This is a genomic window from Massilia sp. BHUDP2, assembly GCF_046236355.1.
GTDB lineage: Bacteria > Pseudomonadota > Gammaproteobacteria > Burkholderiales > Burkholderiaceae_D > Telluria > Telluria varians.
Genome location: NZ_JBJUVW010000002.1, coordinates 463,364 through 479,924 on the forward strand (window position 1 = coordinate 463,364; position 16,561 = coordinate 479,924).

Annotated in this window: 15 protein-coding genes; 9 read left to right on the plus strand and 6 right to left on the minus strand. The window is 67.6% G+C overall.

The features are described from left to right. The first annotated feature begins 13 nt into the window (after positions 1-13). The 4 genes from ACK6C6_RS12775 to ACK6C6_RS12790 all read left to right on the plus strand — a co-directional run bounded on the left by ACK6C6_RS12775 (position 14) and on the right by ACK6C6_RS12790 (position 6,226). On the plus strand, positions 14-850 hold the full coding sequence (locus ACK6C6_RS12775) for a response regulator (protein ID WP_409267621.1): 837 nt from the start codon (positions 14-16) through the stop codon (positions 848-850). 99 nt (positions 851-949) lie between these two features. Beyond that, a complete protein-coding gene (locus tag ACK6C6_RS12780) occupies positions 950-2,023 on the plus strand; it encodes a 5-methyltetrahydropteroyltriglutamate--homocysteine methyltransferase (protein WP_409267622.1) in 1,074 nt (357 codons plus the stop codon). Then, a complete protein-coding gene (locus ACK6C6_RS12785) occupies positions 2,020-5,097 on the plus strand; it encodes an ATP-binding protein (RefSeq protein WP_409267624.1) in 3,078 nt (1,025 codons plus the stop codon). The genes ACK6C6_RS12780 and ACK6C6_RS12785 overlap by 4 nt, the downstream gene beginning before the upstream one ends. A 130-nt stretch (positions 5,098-5,227) precedes the next feature. After that, positions 5,228-6,226, plus strand: coding sequence for a diguanylate cyclase domain-containing protein (locus ACK6C6_RS12790; protein WP_409267625.1), 999 nt, complete (start codon positions 5,228-5,230; stop codon positions 6,224-6,226). Between the two features lie 174 nt (positions 6,227-6,400). Here the strand turns inward: ACK6C6_RS12790 and ACK6C6_RS12795 are convergent, their stop codons facing one another. Then, positions 6,401-6,850, minus strand: a complete 450-nt coding sequence (locus ACK6C6_RS12795; protein ID WP_409267626.1) for a hypothetical protein — start codon at positions 6,848-6,850, stop codon at positions 6,401-6,403. Positions 6,851-7,110: 260 nt separating this feature from the next. Here ACK6C6_RS12795 and ACK6C6_RS12800 point away from each other — a divergent pair, with 260 nt between their 5' ends. Beyond that, positions 7,111-8,733 (plus strand): response regulator, encoded by a 1,623-nt coding sequence (locus tag ACK6C6_RS12800; RefSeq protein ID WP_409267627.1) that lies wholly within the window; start codon positions 7,111-7,113, stop codon positions 8,731-8,733. Between the two features lie 51 nt (positions 8,734-8,784). On the opposite strand, the gene ACK6C6_RS12805 is transcribed toward ACK6C6_RS12800, so the two are convergent. Further along, positions 8,785-9,240 (minus strand): hemerythrin domain-containing protein, encoded by a 456-nt coding sequence (locus ACK6C6_RS12805; protein ID WP_036208017.1) that lies wholly within the window; start codon positions 9,238-9,240, stop codon positions 8,785-8,787. A gap of 184 nt (positions 9,241-9,424) precedes the next feature. On the opposite strand from ACK6C6_RS12805, the gene ACK6C6_RS12810 reads away from it, so the two are divergent. After that, the gene (locus tag ACK6C6_RS12810) at positions 9,425-10,162 is read left to right on the plus strand and encodes a sensor histidine kinase (protein ID WP_409267628.1); all 738 of its coding nucleotides are present in this window, start codon (positions 9,425-9,427) and stop codon (positions 10,160-10,162) included. A gap of 141 nt (positions 10,163-10,303) precedes the next feature. Here the strand turns inward: ACK6C6_RS12810 and ACK6C6_RS12815 are convergent, their stop codons facing one another. Then, positions 10,304-11,620, minus strand: coding sequence for an NAD(P)/FAD-dependent oxidoreductase (locus tag ACK6C6_RS12815; protein ID WP_409267629.1), 1,317 nt, complete (start codon positions 11,618-11,620; stop codon positions 10,304-10,306). 178 nt (positions 11,621-11,798) lie between these two features. Here ACK6C6_RS12815 and ACK6C6_RS12820 point away from each other — a divergent pair, with 178 nt between their 5' ends. Then, the gene (locus ACK6C6_RS12820) at positions 11,799-12,782 is read left to right on the plus strand and encodes an aldo/keto reductase (RefSeq protein ID WP_409267630.1); all 984 of its coding nucleotides are present in this window, start codon (positions 11,799-11,801) and stop codon (positions 12,780-12,782) included. A gap of 13 nt (positions 12,783-12,795) precedes the next feature. On the opposite strand, the gene ACK6C6_RS12825 is transcribed toward ACK6C6_RS12820, so the two are convergent. From ACK6C6_RS12825 to ACK6C6_RS12835, 3 genes are all read right to left on the minus strand, one after another. After that, on the minus strand, positions 12,796-13,263 hold the full coding sequence (locus ACK6C6_RS12825) for a hypothetical protein (RefSeq protein ID WP_292043723.1): 468 nt from the start codon (positions 13,261-13,263) through the stop codon (positions 12,796-12,798). 91 nt (positions 13,264-13,354) lie between these two features. Continuing rightward, complete coding sequence (locus ACK6C6_RS12830) at positions 13,355-14,146, minus strand: LytTR family DNA-binding domain-containing protein (protein WP_292043720.1); 792 nt, start codon at positions 14,144-14,146, stop codon at positions 13,355-13,357. Next, positions 14,139-15,428, minus strand: coding sequence for a sensor histidine kinase (locus ACK6C6_RS12835; protein ID WP_409267631.1), 1,290 nt, complete (start codon positions 15,426-15,428; stop codon positions 14,139-14,141). Before ACK6C6_RS12835 ends, ACK6C6_RS12830 begins: the two co-directional genes overlap by 8 nt. Before the next feature lie 217 nt (positions 15,429-15,645). On the opposite strand from ACK6C6_RS12835, the gene ACK6C6_RS12840 reads away from it, so the two are divergent. Beyond that, entirely contained in the window at positions 15,646-16,323 is a 678-nt protein-coding gene (locus ACK6C6_RS12840) for a hypothetical protein (RefSeq protein ID WP_409267632.1), read from the plus strand. A gap of 65 nt (positions 16,324-16,388) precedes the next feature. Beyond that, positions 16,389-16,517 (plus strand): hypothetical protein, encoded by a 129-nt coding sequence (locus ACK6C6_RS12845; protein ID WP_267872328.1) that lies wholly within the window; start codon positions 16,389-16,391, stop codon positions 16,515-16,517. Positions 16,518-16,561: the final 44 nt, after the last annotated feature.

The window sequence follows — 16,561 nt, forward strand, 5'->3', positions numbered from 1 at the left end:
CAACAGTCTGCCCATGCCTGAACACGATCCGCGCACTGCTAGCTCCTATGACTGGTCTGGAAGCAGCCTGGGCGAACCCGCCCGCTGGCCCGCGCCGCTGCGCGTGGCGGCCGACCTGCTGCTCAACTCCCCCCTGCCGGGATTGCTGGTGTGGGGGCGCGAAACCATCCTGGTGTTCAACGAGGCCTATGCGGCGCTTGCCGGCCTGGGCTTCGGCCGGGTGCCGGGCGGCTCGGTGCCCTCGGTGCTGCCGCCGCCGCTGTCCGCTGCCGCCGCCGCCCTGCAGCAGGCCTGGTCCGGGCAGCCCGGCCTGGTGGCAGGCACGACACTCGGCTTCCGCCACGCCGACGGCCCGCTCGAACATCGTTGCGACCTGCGCCTCACGCCGCTGCCGGACGGCCACGGCGGCATCGGCGGCATCCACATCCTGCTGGCCCCTCCAGCCGCCGCGCCGGCGGCGCTCGAGACGGAGCCCGAAGACGCCGCGCTGCGCATCCTGGTGGTCGAGGACAACCTCGATTCCCAGTACCTGGTGTGCGAGATGCTCAAGGCCTTCGGCCACGAAGCGGACGGCGTGGCGCATCCGGACGACGCCCTGGTCCTGCTGGCCAAGCAGCGCTACCAGGTGCTGTTCTCGGACGTCAGCCTGCCCGGCATGTCGGGCGTGGACCTGGCGCGCCGCGCGCTCGAAGACAATCCGGCGCTGAAGGTGATCTTCGCGTCCGGCTATGGCGATTCGCTGCTGCGCCACCTCGAGTTCCCCTACCTGTCGCTGCAGAAGCCCTACGAGCTGGACCAGCTCCAGGACGCCCTGGCAAAGGTGGCGCGCCAGCCGGCGCCCGCCAGGTGAGGCCGATGCCGCGTGCCGGCAGGCTTCGGCTGGGCTACAATGGCCCTTACCAGGCCAGGCGCAGCCGTGCGCCCGGCGCCTGCCACCATGCCAGCACTGATGATTCCAACTGAACCGATCGGCAGCATTCCCCGTCCGCCCGAGCTGGTCGCCGCGATCCGCGGCGGCGCCGCGGGAGACACGCTCGCGCCCCTGCTCGAGGCGGCGGTGCACGCCACCGTGGCCGAGTTTGAGGCGACCGGGGCGCCCGTCATCAGCGACGGTGAGCAGGGCAAGCTCGAGAACTTCTGGAGCTATCCGGTGCGCGGCGCGGCCAATACCGCGCCGGACGGCTTCCGCATCCCCGTGCATACTGGTTCCGGCCCCACCAGCCACCGCATGCCGCGCCTCACGCACGGCCCCTTCCGCTACCAGTGCTACGCCGACCAGTACGTGCGCGCGGCGCGGCGCCATGCGACCCAGCCGGTCAAGCAGGCCATCATCTCGCCTTCGGCCCTGTCGCTGCTCTACCCGCCCGACGGCTTGGCCGGCTATCCGCGCGAGCAATTCCTTGACGACCTGGTACGCGAACACGAGACCGAGATCCGGCGCTGCCTCGAGGCCGGCGCCCACAAGGTGCAGATCGATTTCGCCGAAGGTCCGCTGGCGATGCGGCTCGACCCGAGCGGCGCCCTGCTGGCCAGCTTCGTCCACCTGAACAACATGGCCTTGGCGCGCTTTTCCGCCGCCGAACGCGCCCTGATCGGACTGCACGTGTCGGCGGCCGGGGTCCGTACGGCCGCGGGCGGGTCCGATGCCGCGGTCGACTACGCCGAGCTGCTGCCGGCACTGTTCGAGATCCGCGCCGGCAGCTTCTATATCGCGGTGGCCGGGCAGCCCGACCCCGAGCGCGTGCTGCGCATCGCGCGCGACTATGCGCGTCCCGAGCAGCGCGTGTTCGTCGGCGTCGTCGATCCTTTCGAGGCGCGCATCGAGAGCGCCGCGCAGGTGCGCGACCGGGTGCTGCTGGCGGCCCAATACCTCGACCCGCATCGGCTCGGCACGACCGACGACGCCGGCTTCGCTCCCTTCTTCGACGACGACAGCATCAGCCGCGCCACCGCCTTCGCCAAGATACGCGCACGGGTCGAGGGCACGCGCCTGGCAAGCGCACTGCTGGAGGGGGCCGCGTGAGCGACGAACACGAACTCGAGATGATGCGTTCGGCCGCGCTGCGCAACGCCCAGAGCGTGCTGGCGGCGCGCCAGCGCGCCGAGGAAGAGCTGCTGGGGGCGCAGCAAGCGCTGCGCCGCGCCAACGAGCGCATGGAGAACATGCTCGAAAGCCTGTCCGACGGCTTCTGCGCGGTCGACCGCGAGTGGCGCATCATGTACATCAACGGGCGCGCACTCGACATGATCGCCCCGCTCGACAAGAGCCGCGCGGGCCTGGTCGGCAAGAACCTGTGGGACGAGTTCGAGGACCTGCACGGCACCTCGGTGGCGGAGGACTGCCGGCGCGCCATGGAACGGCGCGAGACCGTGGTGCGCGACTTCTATTATGTGCGCCTGCAGTGCTGGCTGGAGATGCGCCTGCACCCGTCGCCGGACGGGCTGACCCTGTACTTCCAGGACATCACCCAGCGCAAGCTGGACCAGCAGGCCCTGGTCGAGAACAACAACCGCCTGCAGGTGGCGCTGGCCGCCGGGCGCCTGGGCGACTGGCGCTGGGACGCGGCGCTCGACCGCGTGCTCCTCGGGCCGCGCGCGGCCGGCATCCTGGGCCTGCCGGCCGAGACCCCGCTGCCCTGGCCGCAGCTGCGCGCGCGCCTGCATCCCGAGCACCGCATCCAGGTACGGCGCGCCGTGCTCAAGGCCTTCGAGGCGCGGGCCGACCTGAACATCGAATGCCGGGTCGCGACCGGCGCTTCCGGGAGCCAGGCCGCGCGCTGGGTGGCCCTGGTCGGCCGCCCCGACTATGCCGAACGCAAGGGCCAGGAAACCCTGGTCGGCATGACCGGCGTGGTGCAGGACATCAGCGGCCGCAAGAGCGCCGAAGACACCCTGCGCCAGAGCGAGGAACTGCTGCGCGCGCTGGCCAACACGATCCCGCAGCTGGCCTGGATGGCCGGCACCGACGGCGGCATCGTCTGGTTCAACGACCGCTGGTACGAATACACCGGGCGCACGCCGGAACAGAGCGTGGGCTGGGGCTGGCAGGACACCATCGACCCCGCCGCCCTGCCCGCGGTGATGGGGCGCTGGCGCGAGACCATCCGCAGCGGCGAACCCTTCGAGATGGAATTCCCGCTGCGCGGCGCCGACGGCAACTACCGCTGGTACCTGACGCGCTTGAGCGCGGTGCGCGACGCAGAAGGACGCGTGGTGCGCTGGTTCGGCACCAATACCGACGTCGACCAGGTCAAGCGCGCCGAACAGGCGCTGCGCGACGAATCGCACGTGCTCGAGCTGCTCAACAATACCGGCAGCATCCTGGCCTCGACCCGCGACCTGCGCTCGCTGCTGCGCGCGGCCACCGAGGCGGCGCTGGGGGTCAGCGGCGCACGCTTCGGCGCCTTCATCCATTACGGGCAGGACGGCGACGGCACCCTGTTCTCGATGGTCACGCTGTCGGGCGCGACTTCGAGCGAATTCCAGAGTTTCGACGAAGCGCGCGCCAGCACGCTTTACCCGCCGGCCTTGCGCACCGAGGACCTGGTGCGCATCGACGACATCGCCCAGGACCCGCGCTACGCCGGCAGCGCGCCCCGGTTCGGGCTGCCGGCCGGGCATCCGGCAGCCGCGGAGCCGGACCTGCGCAGCTACATGGCGGTGCCGGTGGCGGCACGCTCGGGCGAACTGCTCGGCACCATGTTCTTCGGCCACCCGGAACCCGGCGTGTTCACCGAACGTAGCGAGCGCATCGTGCGCGGCATCGCCGCCCAGGCCGCGATCGCGGTCGACAACACCCGGCTGTACGAAGCCACCCGCCGCGCCGCCGAGGAGCGCAAGGTGCTGCTCGAGAACGAACGCGAGGCGCGCGCCGAGGCCGAGCGCAGCAGCCAGATGAAGGACGAGTTCCTGGCCACCCTGTCGCACGAGCTGCGCACCCCGCTGTCGGCGATCCTCGGCTGGTCGCAGGTCCTGCGCCGCGGCAGCCGCGACGGCGCCGACCTGCAACGCGGCCTGCAGACCATCGAACGCAACGCGCGCGCCCAGGCCCAGCTGATCGAAGACCTGCTCGACATGAGCCGCATCACCTCGGGCAAGGTGCTGCTCGACATGCAGGCGATCGCGCCAGCATCCTTCATCGATGCCGCCATCGAGACGGTGCGCCCGGCGGCCGACGCCAAGCACATCGCCATCGAGAAACACTACCTGGCGCCGGGCGCGCTCGTGGCCGGCGACACCGGCCGGCTGCAACAGGTAATCTGGAACCTGCTGTCGAATGCGATCAAGTTCACCCCGCGCGACGGCCTGGTGGCGGTCGAGGTCAGCGAACGCGACGACGATCATGGCGCGGGCGGCAAGGTGGTGGCGATCACCGTGCGCGACAACGGCGTCGGGATCCGTCCCGAATTCATCACCCACGTGTTCGAGCGCTTCCGCCAGGAAGACGCGTCGATGACGCGCCGGCATGGCGGCCTGGGCCTGGGATTGTCGATCGTCAAGCACCTGGTCGAGCAGCACGGCGGCACGGTGCGGGCCGATAGCGCGGGCGAGGGCCTGGGCGCCAGCTTCACGATCGAGCTGCCGCGCGCCGAGGCGCCGGCCTCCGGCAGCCGGCCGTCACGCGCCGCGCCCGCGCCCTCGCCGGTGCCGGAGCCGCCCGACGGCGCGGTGCGCGACCTGGCCGGGCTGACGGTGCTGGTGGTGGACGACGCGCGCGACGGCCGCGAGCTGATCGCGCGCATCCTGACCGACTGCCATGCCCGGGTACGGGTGGCCGCCAGCGCGCGCGAAGCCTTCGATGCGCTGCGCGCCGACCGGCCGGACGTCCTGGTGAGCGACCTGGGCATGCCCGAGGTCGACGGGTTCGAACTGATCGGCTGGGTGCGTGCCCTGCCGCGCGAGGCCGGCGGCCAGCTGCCGGCCATCGCCCTGACCGCCTTTGCCCGGCCCGAAGACCGGCTGAAGGCGCTGGAAGCGGGTTTTTCGACCCATATTTCGAAGCCGGTGGAGCCGGGAGAACTCATCGCCGCCGTCGCTTCGGTCGCGGTTCCGACTGCACAGATGGTGAATGGCGCAGCACGCGGGCTTGGTCGATAATGATCCTACCCGGACACGCGGCGCTGTCCTACAAGAAATTTTTAGGCTTTTGCTAGACTATGAAGATATGGGAGGCGTCCATTCCAAAAGGAAATGGAACACGTTCCCGACAGAGTAGAAGAGAACGAGCATGCCGAGCAGACAAGACATTTTGAACGCGAAGATCCTGGTGGTGGACGATTCGCCCGACAATATCGAATTGATGGAAGAGATATTGCGCGAGGAAGGCTACACCTGCGTCAGTTCGACGATGCTGCCCGAGCAGGTATGCCCGCTGCATCGCGAGCACAACTACGACCTGATCCTGCTCGACCTGCAGATGCCCGGCCTGAACGGCTTCCAGGTCATGAAGGGCCTGAAGGAAATCGAACAAGGCGGCTACCTGCCGGTGCTGGCGCTGACCGCCCAGCCGAGCTTCAAGATCGCCGCGCTGGAAGCCGGCGCCCGCGACTTCATCAGCAAGCCGTTCGACTTACTGGAAGTACACAAGCGCATCCACAACATGCTGGAAGTACGCCTGCTCTACAAGGAGCTGGCCCAGTATTCGCGCGCGCAGCAGGAGCTGGCGCTGCACGACGCCCTCACCGGCCTGCCCAACCGCCGCCTGCTGGAAGACCGCATCGAGACCGCCCTGCAGCACGCCAACCGCAGCCATACCAAGGCCGCGATCATGTACCTCGACCTGGACGGCTTCAAGGCGATCAACGACACCTACGGCCACGCCTATGGCGACGACATCCTCAAGATGGTGTCGCAGCGCCTGCTGGCCAATTCGCGCAAGGAAGACACGGTGGCGCGCCTCGGCGGCGACGAATTCATGGTGGTGCTGGGCGAGATCCACAGCCTGGCCGACGCCCAGGGTCCGGCGGCCAAGCTGGTCGAAGCCGTGTCCGAGCCCTATTTCATCAACGACCTGACCCTGCGCCTGTTGACCTCGATCGGCATCAGCATCTATCCGGACGACGCCGAATCGGTCGACGCCCTCATCAGCATCGCCGACTACGCGCTGTACGAAGCCAAGCGCGCCGGCAAGAACCGCTTCTGCTCGCCGGCGGCCAACCGCCAGGCTGGATCCAAAATGCCGGCCGCGGCTGCTCCCTCTACGGTGGAGACGGCGGCGCATCGCTGAGCGGGCGCGTCGCATTTTTGCTCTCGGTTGACACGTTAACCTGGGTTCCGCCTTCGCGGGCACCCAGGTTTGTCGCATACCGCCAGCTCAAACCGTCACGCCTGCCAAAACAAACAGGCCACCGGCAGCTCCCGCCGCCCGTGGCCCGTCATGAACTACAGAACCGCTGATCGATCAGCGATTCCCGCCCTCGTCCTTCTGCAGATACCTGGTATTGATTTCCGCCGAACGCAGCATCTCCTCGCTATGCGACTCGATCGCCTGCGCGGCCTGGTGGTCGCGGCTGGCGTCGACCTTGTCGGGCGCCACCTCGATGCGGGTGATGCTGGACTGGACCGATACCGGGTCGCTGGCCGGGAAGGTCATCTCGACGGCGTCGTCGAGCAGCTCTTCCTCGGCCTGCTCCTTGCCCGAGGCGTTTTCGCAGCTGGACAGCGCCTTGATGGCGAGCGCGTAGTTGACGATCTGCATGTTGGCGAGATCACTGATCGTGTGCACGCCGGCGGCGGCAAAGGCACTGGCCTGTTGTTCGCTGACGCCACACAGGGCGGTCAGCGGCGAATTGACGAGCTCACGGAACGATTTGCCGTGATAATCCTGATTTACGATAGAGTCGATATTCATTATCTGTCCTTTCATGTAGGCAGCCCCGTTCCCATGGAGTCGGTTGAACTGGACGATTCCACTATCGCACAGCCACTTGGGCACGTATGTGCGGCACCGTACACGTCACCACGCGCACGATTGAGTTTTGCCTATTTGCACTTAAATTGCCCGTGATATCATTCTTTGTTATTACAGTGATTCTTTGAAACCTTACACTCTTGATTTGGTAAGATCTTTCCTAAAGGCAAACCCTTTGAGGAAAAGCACAGCGAACCATCGTGGCACACACTGACAAACCCAAGATCCTGGTCGTCAACGACGACGCCGCCAGCCTCTTAGCGCTGACGAGCCTGCTCGACCAGTGGGCGGAAGAAAGCAATTATTCGGTGCATTCTGCGCGTTCCGGCCAGGACGCCCTGCGCCAGGTGCTGCTCCACGATTTCGCTGTGATCCTGCTCGATGTGAACATGCCCGGGATGGACGGTTTCGAGACCGCCGAGGCGATCCACCAGCGCGCGCGCTCGGCGGATATCCCGATCATCTTCGTCACCGCCTTCCTGGCCGACGAGATCGACCGCCTCAAGGCTTACCAGCGCGGCGCCGCCGACTTCCTGTTCACCCCGGTGATCCCGCAGATCCTGCACGCCAAGGTCTCGGTGTTCGTGGCGCTGGCGATGAAGAACGAGCAACTCAAGCGCCAGGCCGAAAAGCTCTCGCAGCGCACCACCGAGCTGACCGCGACCAACCGCCGCCTGGTGCGCGAGATGGAAGAACGCCGCGACGCCGAACGCAAGAGCCACGCCAAGGACGAATTCCTCGCCATGCTCGGCCACGAGCTGCGCAACCCGCTGTCGGCAATCAGCAGTGCTTCCTCGCTGATCGGGATGGCCGGCGCCAACGCCGAGACGGTGAGCCGCGCCAAGCAGATCATCCAGCGCCAGAGCCAGCACCTGTCGCGCATCGTCGACGACCTGCTCGACCTGTCGCGTGCGATGTCGGGCAAGATCCTGTTGGCGCGCAAGCCGATCGATCTGTCCAACCTGGTATCGGGCTGCCTGGAAACGCTGCGCGCCACCGGCCGTTCCGCCGGCTACCGCATCAGCGTCGACCTGGCGCCGAACTGGGTCGACGGCGACCCGACCCGGCTCGAACAGATCACCACCAACCTGCTGGACAACGCGCTCAAGTACACACCCGCGGGCGGCAGCATCGACGTCGGAGTGGCGCAGTCAGGCGAAGACGTGGTGCTGACAGTGCGCGATACCGGCGTCGGCATCCCCGAGGAACTGCTGCCGCACGTGTTCGACGTGTTCGTCCAGGGCGCGATCTCGATCGACCGCTCGCAGGGCGGCCTGGGGATCGGCCTGTCGCTGGTGCGGCGCCTGGTGGAACTGCATGGCGGCAGCGTCAGCGCCCATAGCGACGGCAGCGGCAGCGGCAGTACCTTCATGATCCGCCTGCCGCGCACCGAACCCGTCGTGCCGTCCGTGGCCGCGCAGCAGTCGAGCGGCGACAACTCCGGCAAGCCAGCGGTGCTGCTGATCGAAGACAACGAAGACGGACGCGAGATGATGGCGACCATGCTGTCCGCCCATGGCTTCCCGGTGGACACCGCCGCCGATGGGCTGCAGGGCGTGGCGGCCGCGCTGGCCGGCCGCCCGGCCGCGGCACTGGTCGACATCGGCCTGCCCGGCATCGACGGCTACGAAGTGGCGCGCCGCCTGCGGCGCGACCCGGCCACGTCGCACATCCGCCTGATCGCCCTGACCGGCTACGGACTGGCCGAGGACAAGCGGCGCGTGATGGAAGCGGGCTTCGACCAGCACCTGGTCAAGCCGGTCGGCATGGACCAGTTGCTGGAGGCGCTCGCGCCGGCCACGGTGCCGGCCGACGCGGCCTGAGACTGTCCCGGCGAAGGCTGGGAGTCCCGGCGGCGCCGGGACAGGTATTGCTTACTGCAGCTCGGCGGCGCGGGCTGCCATTTCCTGGCCCAGCGCCTGCAGGTCCAGCTTCAGTTCCTTCATCTTCGGGAACATTTCCTTCTCTTCTTCCTCGACGTGGTGGTCGACCAGCTCGCCCAGCACCTTCACCTTGGCGTCGTACAGGTCGTCGCCCGGGTCCATTTCCTGGATCTGGGCGATCAGGTCCTTGGCCGACGCGTGTTCGACGACGGCCTCGTCGACCATGTCCTCGGTTTCCTCGGTTGCTTCGCGCACTGCCGGATACAAGATCTCTTCCTCGATCGTGGTGTGCATGATCAGCGCCTGGCAGATCTCGTCGGCGAGCTTTTTCTTGCTGACCTTGGCGCGGTCGGTCATGTTCTCGAACTTCTCGAACATCTCGTGGACTTCGCGGTGCTGCGCGGTGAGGAGCGTGATGGCATCCTGCGATTTGCTTGCGGTCGTCATTGTATTACCCCCGGTTATTAATAAAGTGGTATGGCCACGCCCCAAGCTTCGCCTGAAACGGGCAACGCGACTGTACGGCAGCGCACGCTGCTTCCGGCACCCCGCCGGGTACAATGCACCGGCCTTGCGCGCCGTCACGCGGCCAACTGTTGTATGATTTGGGAAACATTTAACCGAGCCTACGATGACCGAACCGGCACATCCGCAGCCCCTGCCCGCCGCAGTCGCATCGACAGCGCCTGGCGCGGACCGCACCGCTGAACTCACCGAGATGCTGGGCTACCTCGCCGCCTGCTGGGACGAGGAACGCCGACTGCTGGCACGCCAGCTCCACGACAGCCTCGGCTCGTCGATGACGGCGCTGACCATGCACCTTGCCCTGCTCAGCCAGCACATCCCGGCCGAGAACCAGTCGATGCGCGACCGCAGCGCCCAGATGAAGGGGCTGCTCGCCAACATCATCGAGACCAACCGCAAGATGCAGCTCGAGCTGTGGAACGACAAGCTCGAGTTCCTCGGCCTGAAGGCCGCGCTGGCCGAGCTGGTCCCCGGCTTCGCCGCTGCGCACGGCATCAAGGCGCGCGCCAGCCTGCCCGACGAGGACGGGTCCTATACCCGCACCCAGGGCGTGGTGCTGCTGCGCTGCGTCGAGGAAGGCCTGCGCAACGTGGCCGCGCATGCGCGCGCGACCGAGGTCGACGTGATCCTGGACGACGACGGCGAGCAGGTGATGCTGACCATCCGCGACAACGGCAGCGGCCTGCCGAAGCATGACAATGTGTTGGAGTCGACCAGCTGCCACGGCCTGCGCCTGCTGCGCGAGCGCGCGCGCTTCCTGGGCGGCACGCTGGAGCTCGGCGCCGGCGAGACCGGCGGCGCGGTGTTGCGCATGACTTTGCCGAAGCAGGCACCCGCAGCCTGAGTCACAAACTTTGCCGAACGGCCGGTTTTGTAGGGTGGGCGGGTTTCCCGCCCGCGCGTTCAACCAGCCCTTGAATAATCGCTCCAGCACTTTCAGACGTGCTTTGAACGCGCGGACGGCGAAGCCGTCCACCCTACGGTATCAATGCAGTTTGACGAGCGGCGTGGCGCGCCGCACCAGGAAGCGCGCCAGCGCCAGCACCCCGGTGCGCAAGGTGCCGAGCACCGCGCGGTGGTGCATCAGGTGCAGGCTGGTGTACATCAGGCGCGCCATCGTGCCCTGCACGAACCAGCTGGCGCCGCGCAATGAGCCCATCAGGCTGCCCACGCTCGTGGAGCGGCCCACCGACACCAGCGAACCGTAGTCGCGGTATTCATACGGCCGCTCCTGGGGCGCATGGCCCTTGGACTTGCGCAGGAAAGTCGTGACCAGGTAGTCGGCCTGCTGGTGGGCGGCCTGGGCGCGCGGCGGCACCGCATTGCCCTTGCCGTCGACGCAGGCGGCGCAATCGCCCAGCGCATAGATGTCCTCCGCGCCCTTCACGCGCAGGTGCGCGTCGACCTCGACCTGGCCGCCCCTGGCGGTCGGCAAGCCCAGCGATGCCAGCAGGTCGGGCGCCTTGATGCCGGCGGCCCAGACGCACAGCTTGGACGGATACACGTTGCCGTCCTTGTCGACGACGCGGTCGCGGTCGATCTGCGTGACCCGGCAGTCGGTGACCACGCGGATGCCGCGCTTGGCGAGCAGGTCGTTGGCCGCGCTCGACACCTTTTCCGGCAGCGGCGCCAGCACGCGCGAGGCGCCTTCCAGGATGGTGATGCGCACGTCGCGCTTCACGTCCAGCTGGTCGAAACCGTAGGTGACATAGGCGCCGGAGGCCTCGCGTAGTTCGGCCGCCAGTTCGACGCCGGTGGCGCCGCCGCCGATGATCACCACGTCCAGGCCGCTTCCCTTGCCTTCTTCGTGATCCTGCTCGGCGGCCAGCATCAGGCGCAGCATGCGCAGGCGGAAGCGCTCGGCATCCTCGGTGGCGTTCAGGGAAATGGTGTGCTCCATGGCGCCGGGCACGCCGAAGTAGTTCGAGGTGCTGCCGACCGCGAGCACGAGGGAACCGTAGGCGATGCGGCGCTCGGGCAGGACCTCGTCGTTGTCGGTGGCCGCCAGGATCGCGCCCACGGTGATGGTCTTCGACGCGGCGTCGAGGGCGGTCATCGGCCCGAATACGAAATTGAAGCCGTTGTCATGCGCCAGCATCTGGTAGGACAGGCCTTCCTGGTGGATGTCCAGGGTGCCGGCCGCGACTTCGTGCAGCGACGGCTTCCAGATGTGGTAAAGCCGGCTGTCCACCAGCGTCACCTTCGATGGCCCCAGCTTGCGGCCCAGTTTGCAGGCCAGTTCCAGGCCGCCCGCCCCGCCACCCACGATCACGATTTCGCTACGCAAAGTAAGCTCCTTCATGGTGCGCCCGTCCGGCAATGCCAGCACATGGGCGATGTGGCAATCTTACTACGTCGGCGCAAAGCCTGCGGCACCCTGGCTCGTGTGGAAGAGTCGGCGGCAGCGACGGCCGCCCGGTTCAACGGTGCGCGCCGCGCGCCGGTGTAGCATGGCGCGACTATCGACACGAAAGGACAGCATGAACCAGCGCTACCGACCGATCTCGCGCCTGGGCCTTGGCGGCACCGGCCTGGGCGACATGTACCACACCACGAGCGACGAGGCGGCCCGCACCACCGTCGACGCGGCCTGGGAAGCGGGCATCCGCTATTTCGACACCGCCCCGCACTACGGCACCGGCCTGTCCGAGCACCGCTTCGGCCAGGCCCTGCGCACCCGGCCGCGCACGGACTACACGCTGTCGACCAAGGTCGGACGCGTGCTGGTGCCCGATCCGAGCGGCGACATCGCCCCGCCCTTCGTCTCGTCACTGCCCTTCCGGCGCCTGACCGACTACACGGCGACCGGTGCGCGCCGCTCGGTCGAGGACAGCCTGCAGCGCCTGGCTCTCGGCAGCATCGACATCGTCTACGTGCACGACCTCTCCCCGGACCACCTGGGCGAAGGGTTCGACCACCATTACCGGATCGCGGCCGGCCGCGGCGGCGCCTTCGAGGAACTGGTGCGGATGCGCGAGGAAGGGCTGATCAAGGCCTGGGGCCTGGGCGTGAACACGGTCGAACCCTGCCTGCGCGCGCTGCGCGACTCCGATCCGGACATCTTCCTGCTGGCCGGGCGCTACACGCTGATGGAAACCACGCCGCTGGAGGCCCTGTTCCCGCGGTGCGAGGAGCGCGGCGCCGGCATCGTGCTCGGCGGCCCGTTCAACTCGGGTTTCCTGGCGGGCGGCGACCACTACGACTACGTGCCGGCCAAGCCGAAACACTTCGAACACCGCGAACGGCTGCGCCACGTGGCGGCGCGCCATGGCGTCGACCTGCCGGCGGCGGCCCTGCAGTTCGGCGCGGCCCATCCGGTGGTGGTGGCCACCATTCCCGGCGCCAGCAGCACGCGCCACCTGCGCCGCAATGCCGACCTGATGGACATCAAGATTCCGGCGGCGTTCTGGCAGGCCTTGATCGCCGAGGGCTTGCTGCCGGAGGGGGTGCCGCTACCGGCGTGAAGCCGGCACCGGCTCAGTCGTGGCCGCGGCCGTGGCCCTTGCCGTGGCCGTGACCGCGGTCGTGATCCCTGCCATGGCCACGGTCGTGGTGGCGGTCATGTCCACGGCCGCCACGGTCGTCGTAGCGCTCGCGGTAATGCACTTCGCGGTAGCGCGGCGCGTACACGTCCGAGTACCAGCGGTCCTGCACGAACAGCACCGGCTGGCCGCAAGCGCCGTACTTGCGGCAATGCTTGCTCCAGTTCTTGCGGTGGCCCGGCGGGACGCGCAGGTAGACCGGCTCGGCGCGCACGCGGTGGCGGCGCTCGATGATGATCGGTTCGGCCACGTACACCGGCGGCGGGCCGTAGCTGCGGTAGCCGTCGCCGAGGTCGATGCGGCCGTAGAAGCCGGGCTGGCCGATGCTGATGCTGACATTGGTCTGGGCCAGGGCCGGGAACGAAGCTGCCGCCAGGGCTGCAGAGAGAATCAGGGCTTTCATGGTGCCTCCAGGCTTGTTGATGGCATAACTTTACCATCGGCAAGCACGATTCCATTGACCCGATACACTCTGTGTAGGCTTTCACATCTGGTTACATGTTGCGGAACAGGCCCATGAAGGGCTGGCTCACCGCCAGTGTCTCGGGCCGGTTCTTCAGGCGCAGGACGCCGCGCCCGCTCTCGTCGCGGGTCACGCCGCTGACTGCGCGCAGGTTGACGATGGTCGAGCGGTGCACCTGCTTGAAGTGGGTCGGATCGAGGACCTCGAGCAGGTCGCGGATGGGCTTCCTCAGCAGGGTCTCGCCCTCGATCGTCATCACCACCGTGTACTTGGAGTCGGCCTGGAAGTAGCACACGTCGTCCACCAGGATCAGGCGCGTTTCCTGGCCGCGGCTGGCGGTCAGCCAGACCAGCGGCGGCGCCTTCGGCTGCGGCGGCGCAACCGCCTGCAGCTGCTGCAGCAAAGCCTGCAGCTGTCTCAGTTGCCCGCTGTCCTGGCCGCCGCGCTGCAGGCGCGCCTGCACCCGCCCGACCGCGCCGGCCAGGCGCTCGCGCGCCACCGGCTTGAGCAGGTAGTCGACGGCGCCGCGCTCGAAGGCGTCGATCGCGTACTGGTCGTAGGCGGTGACGAACACCACTTCGGTCTTGATGCCGGCGGCCAGCAGGTTCGACGCCACTTCCAGCCCGCTCAGGCCGGGCATGCGGATGTCCAGGAACACCACGTCCGGACGGTGCTCGGCGATCGCATCGAGGGCGCTGCCGCCATCCTCGCAGCTGGCCACGATCTCGAGTTCCGGCCACACCTGGCCGAGCAGCTGGACCAGCGATTCGCGCAGCAGGGCTTCGTCTTCCGCCACGACGCAGCGGATGCGGGAATCAAGCATGGTGGCCTCCTGCCGCTACGGCGCTGTTGACAGTGTGCGGAACGGTGATGGTGGCGGCCACGCCGCTCGGGAAGTTGGCCACGATCGAGAACGCGGCCGCGTTGCCGTAGGCCAGGCGCAGACGCTCGCGCACGTTGCGCAGGCCGACCCCGGTTCCCCCGCCTTCGGCGGTGAAGCCGCGGCCGTCGTCGGCCACCGTCACCGCCACCGCACTGTCGACCTGGCGCGCCAGGATCCAGACCGTGCCGCCGCCCGGCTTGGGCTCGAGGCCGTGCTTGATCGCGTTCTCGACCAGAGTCTGCAGCATCATGCTCGGGAACAGCACCGCGCGCAGTGCGTCCGGCACGTCGACCTGCAGCTGCAGGCGCGGCCCCATGCGGATCTTCAGGATGTCGAGGTAGGCGCGGGCGCGCTCCAGTTCCTCGCCGATGGTCGAGGGCGCGTCCTCGGTGCGCGGCAGCGAGTGGCGCAGGTACTGGATCAGGTTGCCCAGCATCTCGTCGGCGCGCGCCGGGTCGGTGCGGGTCAGCACCTGGGCGCTGGCCAGGGTGTTGTACAGGAAGTGCGGCTCGACCTGGGCGTGCAGCAAATTCAGCTTGGCCACGGTGAGCTCCTTCTCGGTGGCGGTCTGGGCCACCATCGCCTGTTCGCCGCGGCGCCGCTCGGCTACCCGGCGGGTAATCGCCCGCACGATCGCTTCGGCGTTTTCCAGGTTGGTGCCGTGGTCGACCAGGAAGGTGTCGGTCCAGGCCGGGTCTTCCGGTTCGCAGATCAGGGTGACACTGCCGGCGGAATCGCCGTTCGGCGTCACCGTGGCCAGGATCTGGTTGCGCCGCTCGCCAAAAGGAATGAAGGCCCAGCTGGCGGCAGGCGGCTGGCCGTCGTGGTGCATGGCGTAGGGATTGATGCGCTTGACCTTGGCGCGCACCTGCAGGCTGTCGCGCGCGCTCTCGACCAGGATCGCGCCGGGCAGTTCGCGGATCGCGGCATCGATCAGGTCGAAGGCCTCGCCCGCCTCGAAGGGAATCTCGATCTGGCGGCGCTGGCGGTTGGACAGGGTGCTGCTGTTGAGGGTTCCGGCAATCAGGCGCACCCGACGCATGTGCGAGAACACGCCGGAGAGCACCCACAGGCCGAGGAACAGCGCCAGCAGCGCGAAATAGCCACCGACCTCGCGCTCGACGATATCCCGGGTCCCCTCGGCAACGATGATCGCGAAGACCAGGTAGCAGCCGAGCCAGGCGGCCAGCAGGCGTCCAATGTGGAAAGTGCTTGAAATCATGATGTTCTTTCAGTAGTCAGGGCAGTGCCAGATTAGTCCTGGTCTCTATTGCCGGGTGACATTATGCGACGGAGCCGGGATAGTGGCGACGAAACCGGCCCTGGCGGGCACAAATAAAGCGTTGTACATCGCCCTCACCCGGGCCGGCTTTTCTCGCCGCCGGCAGGCGCTGCCGCTACAATGATGCCCTAATTCAACATCACAAGGCTTTCCCAGCATGGCACTCAAGCACGCATTCCTTGCCCTGACGGCCCTCGCCGCCAGTATGTCGGCCCAGGCGCAAATCGGCGCCGCCGTCACCGCCGACCTCGGCACCACCGGCGCCGGCTTCCACCTGGTCGTCCCGATGGAGAGCAACCTGAACGGCCGCTTCGGCGCCAACTACTTCAAGCACGACTTCGACAAGCGCTCGGGCCTGGTCGACTACGAGCTCGACGGCAAACTGGCGACCTTCGACGTGCTGTTCGACTGGTATGTCATCCCGCACAGCAGCTTCCGTCTGACCGGCGGCATCCTGTATAACGGTACCCGTTTCAAGGCCCTTGGCGTCCCGACCGCGAACGGCAGCTTCAACTTCAACGGCATCAACTACCTGGCCGCCGACTTCGGTGCCCTGAAAGGCGAAGTCAACTTCCGCCGCGCCGCGCCGTACATCGGCATCGGCTGGGGCAACGCCCTCACCCCGAACAAGCGCTGGAACTTCAATGCCGACATCGGCGTCTTCCACCAGGGCAAGGCTCGCGTCAACCTGATCGCCTACGGCTGCAGCACCAACATCACCTTCTGCAGCAAGCTGGCGAGCGACGTCAACGTCGAAGAACTGCGCCTGCAGGAAGAAGTCTCGGACTACAAGATCTACCCGGTACTGCGCGCCGGCATCTCGTACAACTTCTGATTTCGCGCCGTATGCATTTTCGGCGCGGACTGGCGTATGATGGGGCTTCTTGACAAGGAGCCATCATGCCACCGCGCCGCCTCTTCCCCGCCGCCGCGCTCGCGATTGCCTGCCTGTTGCTGACTGCCTGCAAGGACCAGCGCGAGCCGGTCAAGCCGATTGTCGACCTGTCGGTCCTGATTGACCTCGCCTGAGCCGGCGTGCCCTTCGCTTGCCGCCTCCGGCAAGTTAAACTACG

Excerpts from the sequence above, each read along its gene's own strand:
- ACK6C6_RS12775 (WP_409267621.1), top strand. The coding sequence starts at position 14 with ATGCCTGAACACGATCCGCGCACTGCTAGCTCCTATGACTGGTCTGGA.
- ACK6C6_RS12780 (WP_409267622.1), top strand. The coding sequence starts at position 950 with ATGATTCCAACTGAACCGATCGGCAGCATTCCCCGTCCGCCCGAGCTG.
- ACK6C6_RS12790 (WP_409267625.1), top strand. The coding sequence starts at position 5,228 with ATGCCGAGCAGACAAGACATTTTGAACGCGAAGATCCTGGTGGTGGAC.
- ACK6C6_RS12795 (WP_409267626.1), bottom strand. The coding sequence starts at position 6,850 with ATGAATATCGACTCTATCGTAAATCAGGATTATCACGGCAAATCGTTC.
- ACK6C6_RS12805 (WP_036208017.1), bottom strand. The coding sequence starts at position 9,240 with ATGACGACCGCAAGCAAATCGCAGGATGCCATCACGCTCCTCACCGCG.
- ACK6C6_RS12810 (WP_409267628.1), top strand. The coding sequence starts at position 9,425 with ATGACCGAACCGGCACATCCGCAGCCCCTGCCCGCCGCAGTCGCATCG.
- ACK6C6_RS12815 (WP_409267629.1), bottom strand. The coding sequence starts at position 11,620 with ATGAAGGAGCTTACTTTGCGTAGCGAAATCGTGATCGTGGGTGGCGGG.
- ACK6C6_RS12820 (WP_409267630.1), top strand. The coding sequence starts at position 11,799 with ATGAACCAGCGCTACCGACCGATCTCGCGCCTGGGCCTTGGCGGCACC.
- ACK6C6_RS12825 (WP_292043723.1), bottom strand. The coding sequence starts at position 13,263 with ATGAAAGCCCTGATTCTCTCTGCAGCCCTGGCGGCAGCTTCGTTCCCG.
- ACK6C6_RS12830 (WP_292043720.1), bottom strand. The coding sequence starts at position 14,146 with ATGCTTGATTCCCGCATCCGCTGCGTCGTGGCGGAAGACGAAGCCCTG.
- ACK6C6_RS12835 (WP_409267631.1), bottom strand. The coding sequence starts at position 15,428 with ATGATTTCAAGCACTTTCCACATTGGACGCCTGCTGGCCGCCTGGCTC.
- ACK6C6_RS12840 (WP_409267632.1), top strand. The coding sequence starts at position 15,646 with ATGGCACTCAAGCACGCATTCCTTGCCCTGACGGCCCTCGCCGCCAGT.
- ACK6C6_RS12845 (WP_267872328.1), top strand. The coding sequence starts at position 16,389 with ATGCCACCGCGCCGCCTCTTCCCCGCCGCCGCGCTCGCGATTGCCTGC.